Annotated in this window: 5 protein-coding genes; 1 reads left to right on the top strand and 4 read right to left on the bottom strand. The window is 62.5% G+C overall.

The features are described 5' to 3' along the window. Together WAN02_RS25295 and WAN02_RS25300 are read right to left on the bottom strand one after the other, a co-directional pair. Window positions 1–1,386, bottom strand: a 1,386-nt coding sequence (locus tag WAN02_RS25295) for a carbamoyltransferase (protein ID WP_422267553.1), incomplete at its 3' end; no start/stop codon positions are given. Then, on the bottom strand, window positions 1,368–1,907 hold the full coding sequence (locus tag WAN02_RS25300) for an adenylyltransferase/cytidyltransferase family protein (RefSeq protein ID WP_422267556.1): 540 nt from the start codon (window positions 1,905–1,907) through the stop codon (window positions 1,368–1,370). The genes WAN02_RS25300 and WAN02_RS25295, both read right to left, overlap by 19 nt. A gap of 45 nt (window positions 1,908–1,952) precedes the next feature. Here WAN02_RS25300 and WAN02_RS25305 point away from each other — a divergent pair, with 45 nt between their 5' ends. After that, window positions 1,953–3,110: a hypothetical protein gene (locus WAN02_RS25305; RefSeq protein WP_422267558.1), complete on the top strand. Its 1,158-nt coding sequence runs from the start codon at window positions 1,953–1,955 to the stop codon at window positions 3,108–3,110. On the opposite strand, the gene WAN02_RS25310 is transcribed toward WAN02_RS25305, so the two are convergent. Together WAN02_RS25310 and WAN02_RS25315 are read right to left on the bottom strand one after the other, a co-directional pair. Further along, the gene (locus WAN02_RS25310; protein ID WP_422267560.1) at window positions 3,107–4,984 is read right to left on the bottom strand and encodes an aminotransferase class V-fold PLP-dependent enzyme; all 1,878 of its coding nucleotides are present in this window, start codon (window positions 4,982–4,984) and stop codon (window positions 3,107–3,109) included. The two genes, WAN02_RS25305 and WAN02_RS25310, sit on opposite strands and share 4 nt — an antisense overlap. Window positions 4,985–5,100: 116 nt before the next feature. Continuing rightward, complete coding sequence (locus tag WAN02_RS25315; RefSeq protein WP_422267562.1) at window positions 5,101–5,334, bottom strand: hypothetical protein; 234 nt, start codon at window positions 5,332–5,334, stop codon at window positions 5,101–5,103. Window positions 5,335–5,534: the final 200 nt, after the last annotated feature.

A 5,534-nucleotide genomic window follows, 5' to 3' on the forward strand; every position in this document is an offset into this window, starting at 1 on the left:
CTCCAGCAGCACGGCTGGAGCAAATGGCCGGAAAGACTCGCGGAACTTCACTTTCAGGTTGAGGCGGGCCTGGGTATCGGACCGGCGTGGATCGGCGAGTATCGAGCGGCTGCCGAGCGCTCGAGGCCCGAACTCCATCGGACCCGAGCACAGCGCGACGACATCACCGGCGGCCAGGCGCTCGGCGACGCGGTGCGCGCGCGTCGAGGGATCGGCGACAACCTCGTAATCGCAGCCGAGGTCGTCCAACGTCGAGCGGAGCCCGTCGGCCGTGAAGCTCGGTCCGATGAGGCTCCCGTACTGAGAGTCGTTGGCATCACAGGCGATATCCCGCGGGGTTGACAGCAGGACGTGCGCGCCCAGCAGCGCGGCGCCCAACGCGCCACCGGCGTCCCCGGCCGCGGGCTGGATCCAGATGTCCTCGAAAAGGCCCTCGCGCCATAGCAAGCCGTTGGCCACGCAGTTCAGCGCGACACCGCCGGCCATACAGAGGTTTGGCGCGCCAGTCAGCTCGCGAGCGTGACGCGCGAGTCCCAGCACGGCCTCCTGGGTGACAAGCTGAATCGATGCGGCCAAATCCGTCTCCCGGCTGGTGATCCGGGACTCCGGCTGCCGGGGTCTGCCACCGAAGAGATCCTCGAAGCGTTGATTCGTCAGGCGATCGCTGTCGAGAAAGCCGAAGTAGTCCATGCCGAGCCGAAATGACCCGTCCGGCTCGAGATGCAGAAGGTGCTCGCGAATCGTGTCAGCGAAGCGTGGACGGCCGTAGGGCGCGAGTCCCATTAGCTTGTACTCGCCGGAATTCACTCGGAAACCACAGAAGTCGGTGAACGCGCTGTAGAGCAGCCCCAGCGAATGCGGGAACCGGATCGACTTCAGCGGCTGGATCTCGGTGCCGGCGCCGTGCGCGATGGAGGCTGTCTCCCACTCGCCGACCCCGTCGATGGTGAGGATGGCGGCCTTGTCGAACGGCGATGGGTAGAAGGCTGAGGCGGCGTGGCTCAGATGATGCCGGGTGAAATAGATCGGTGCGCGCGTGTCGAGTCGTTCCCTGATCACCCGGGAGACCAGCAATTTCCTGCCGAGGAAGTTGCTGGCGAACTCCGACCAGCGTTGGCCTCCGCGCGGCGCGACAGCAAGGAATGCCGTGAGATTGCGGTCGAGGCTGAGCACGGGGTTGTCGTAAAAGACGATGACGTCGAGATCGTTGGCGTCGACCTGGCCGGCGTTCAGGCAGAACGCGATGGCATCCGACGGAAACCTGGAGTCGTGCTTGCGGCGGGAGAACCGTTCTTCTTGGGCTGCGGCGACGATCCGCCCGTCGGACACCAGCGCGGCCGCGGAGTCGTGATAGAAGCAGGAAATCCCTAGGACATGGGACGACACGAGGATGCCCTTTCCTGCACCCGGCGAATGAGGTCTGTGGTGGAGATCCCGGCTGTGTAGCTCACCAGTTTCAATTTGTCCGCAGCCGAGGCCGCGCCATAGATATCCGCGATGACGTCTGGTGCGATGTCGTCGCCATGTACGACCATCGCGACATCGTGCTCCTCGAGAAATTCTGTAGTGAGTCTGTAGGGCGCGTTCGGGATGACTTCGTCGACGTAGCGGCAGGCCTCGATCACCGTAACTCGCTCGGCGAGTTTCATGATGGGTCGGCGTTTGTAACTCGACGCGACTTCATCCGAGAGCACCCCGACGATCAGCCAGTCCCCACATTCGCGCGCCGCCTTCAACAGCCCCACGTGCCCCATGTGGAAGAGGTCACCCACCATGTCGACGTAAATTCGTCTTTGGGCTGATGGCCTGTCGTTCTCAACCATGCTCGGCCGCCGCTCTGTACCCGAGATTTGCTCGGCTTCGGCACAAATCGTGACGATGCCCCGTGAAAATGTGGTTCGGCACATTATTGTCAGCATCGTTCGCCACTTCGCCCACGACGAGGACCGATCTTGAACGTCGAGAATTCATCTGCGAGACAAACACAGAGTGCCCCCGCGGTCTGTTCTTACAACGAGTGGGACCCGCTCGAGGAAGTAATTGTCGGGACCATCGAAGGCGTCACGATACCGCCGCTCACGCACGAAATGAAGGTTATGGTGCGGCGAGATTACTGGGACTTCTACCGTGCCCATGCTGGTGAACCATACCCCGAACATCTGGTGCGGGCGGGCTCAAAGGCGCTTGACAATCTGCAAAAGGTTCTGGAAAGCGAGGGTGTAAAGGTCACCCGACCGGATCCGGTTGACTACGCCACCACAACGTTTCGAACACCGCATTTCGAGTCCACCGGCTTCTTCAATGCCGATGTCCGTGATGTTCTGCTGGTAGTGGGAGACGAAATCATCGAGGCGCCAATGGCACTCCCACCCCGCTACTTCGAACACGCCAAATATCACTCCTTGCTGCAGCAGTATTTCGAGCGAGGTTGTCGATGGACGGCTGCGCCGAAGTGCTCGATGGGGCGGCACATGTACGACTACGACTATCCCGAAGAGCACCTCGCGTTCTTCCGCGGTGACCCTGACATTCCCGACGACGTGGGCCCTTTGGTCGGACGGTATATGACCAAAGAAGTCGAACCGTGCTTTGACGCAGCAGATTTCGTGCGTTTTGGACGCGACATCATTGCGCAACGGAGCCAGGTCACCAACGAGCTGGGCATCCGGTGGCTCGAACGGCATCTCGGGAGTGAGTACAGGATTCACCGCGCACGCTTCCGCTCGGCGGGCCCGGTCCATATCGACACGACATGGGTGCCGCTCGGCGAAGGCCGTGTCCTTACTTGCCCCTCCAGGCCATGCTTGTCGCTGGAAATCATCGAGATGTTCAAGCGGGCTGACTGGGAGATCATCGAAGCGCCCGAGGCGATGGGCACCGCCGAGTTCCAGCTTTCCAGCCGTTGGCTCTCCATGAATTTGTTGGTCATAGACGAGGAGCGGGTCGTCGTCGACCAACAGGAGGAGCCGACGATCAAGATGCTCAAGGACATTGGCATCAAGCCAGTGCTGGTGGACTTCAGTGACCACTACGTCTTCGGAGGTGGCCTGCACTGTGCCACTCTCGACGTTCGCCGCCGCGGCACCCTGCAAAGCTACTTCGACGACTAAAGGAGTCGGCGCGCAGGGCCAAGATGTGCCGACCGACAGGCGCGGACAGCAGCCCTCAGCGCGTTCACCGCTTCGTCAACGTCGTCGTCAAAGAGCCAACCGGCATGCCCGAACTGCAGCGTGGTGGCGCCCTCCGGGGTCGAACCCGAAGCCACCACCATGCGTGTCGAATTGAACAAGTTGGCTTGTAACTGAGCCAAGTCGACATCGTCGGGCAGCACCGCCGCGGTGCACGCTGCAGAGGGATACGCAGCCAGCGGCACAAGGCCGGCGTCTTGGACGCACCCGCGCCGGAACCGCTCCGCGATCCGTTGGTGGTGGGCGAGTACGGCATCCAGGCCGGCACCGAGGATCATCTGCACCGACAGCGACAGCCCGCCCAATGCCGGAGCGGGGAGTTGGAGGAGTGGGTGATCCGTTGTCGCGAGCTGTGCTCGCAGATCCAGATACGTTTTGGCGCAAGCAGATTCGGGAGGACGCTCGCCGACCGCTGCCAGAGCTTCAGGTCCCATGGCGATCAAGCTCACGCCCGGCGGCGCCATGATGCCGCTCCTGGAAGACGACACCACAATGTCGACGCCCCACTCGTCCATCGAGAGGTTGTCAGCACAAAGACCAAGGCAGGCATCGACGACGACGAGCACGGCTACTTCACGCAACGTCGGGGCCATCGCGGCGAGGTCGGTGAGTGCGCCGTCGTCGGCCTCCGCCAGCGCTAAGCAGACTGCGCGCAAGGACGGATGCCGAGCGACCATTTCTTGAAGGGACGAGGGCTCAAGGCCGGCGCCGAACGGCACCTCCAGGTGCACCACGCCCACGCCGAGGCATTCGGCGACGTTACGCCAACGCTTGATGGTGGCCGGTCTCCCGACGATGAGAATCTGATCCGCAGGCGCGCAGAATGTGCCGATGACTGCTTGCATTCCGAGTTCCTCGGGACAGCCCAGCGGTATCACCCGGCCTGCTGTGCGGAAAATCTTGGGCAACAGCTCGACCAGTTCCCGCCACGCGGTGGTGAGCATCGGTGCTCCGGGCGCCAATGGCTGTCGAGCCAGAAGGGCGAGAACCTCGGCGGGCAGCTTCGGTGACCCGGGTGTCCACCACCGCGCCTCCGGCAGGCGGCCGAGAATGGCTTCGGCGCGATCCGTCGGCATCTCCGAAAGTGGTTCCGAACTGCCCCCTGTGGCCTTCGCCCAAAGTTCCCGGTCCGCAGCGCGAATCAGGATGAAGTGGAGAACAAAAACGACGAGGGCGAACGCCGCGAGTGTCGCCGTGATGGCGAAGATCACCGTGGGTGTGACGCCCAGTAATACGAACGCGCAGACCATCGGCAGCTCGATGGGTGAGCAGACCCACTGAATTTTCACAATCACCCGAAACGCGTGGCGCAGGCGTACGTACCCCTTGATGTCCGCCGCGTCGGGGCGAACTTGGCGAATGACTGCGATGTACACCGACTGGACGACCACAAGCGTCGATACCAGCAGGATGTTTCTCGGCCGAGGATCGGCGAGAAGGACTGCGGCACCGGCTGCCACCGTCAGGCTCATGTTGCCAATCCAGTGGGAGAGCTGTTCCAGTAGCGTGCCCGATCTCGAAGGTTGTCGCCGGCACCGCGCGAGGTCACCGTCGAGGCAGTCGAGCAGAATAGCCACCAAAACGAGCGCGAAGGTTAGCACCGTACGCCTCAATGCCAGTTCGGCAGCCGCGGTGACGAGCAGTATTGCCCAGGTCACCGTCACCGCGTTCGAACTCAATCTGCTGTCCCGCAATTTCGCCGCCAGCCGCAGGGTGATGAATTTGAACGGCGTATAGAGCGGGGGATACGGCGGACTGATGAGCCCAGACTTGGTCGCGTCAGTCGACTGTGTCACTGCTTCTCCGCATCGACCCCGTGCTCTAGGGTCGGCCGCCTTGCCCGGTCAGTGGCGCGCTCGGGCGGACGGTCGCGCGGAAGGTGTCGCAATCACGGTCGCCGGCCAACGTTCCGTCACTCGGGTTCAGCAGCGGATTCGCCGTCCCGGGGCGAAAGTTGGGGGGCGAGGCTGGCGGCCAGGTTTGCGGTGTCGGCGGGTGAGAGGTAGGCGGCCATGCTGGCGGCCTCGTTTGGGGCGGGGGTGAGGCTGGCGGCCAGGTTTGCGGTGTCGGCGGGTGAGAGGTAAGCGGCCATGCTGGCGGCATCATTCGGCGAGGGGTTCGTCGAGGATTCTTCGTCCTTCGTCATGGCTGCTCCTGGAGGCTTTCGAGTTGGGCGAGCGATCCATTATGAGTCGCGTTATCCACGGGGTCAAGAAATCAAATACTGCATTGAAAGAAAATCTACGCAACCCTAATGTAGGTGAGTCGCTCCCAGCAGTCGGAAGATGCTGTCCGGCAATGGCATCCAGATTAATGCCAGGCGCAGATCACGGTTGGCTTTGCAAT

It is taken from the genome of Mycobacterium sp., from assembly GCF_049281135.1.
Taxonomy (GTDB): Bacteria; Actinomycetota; Actinomycetes; order Mycobacteriales; family Mycobacteriaceae; genus Mycobacterium.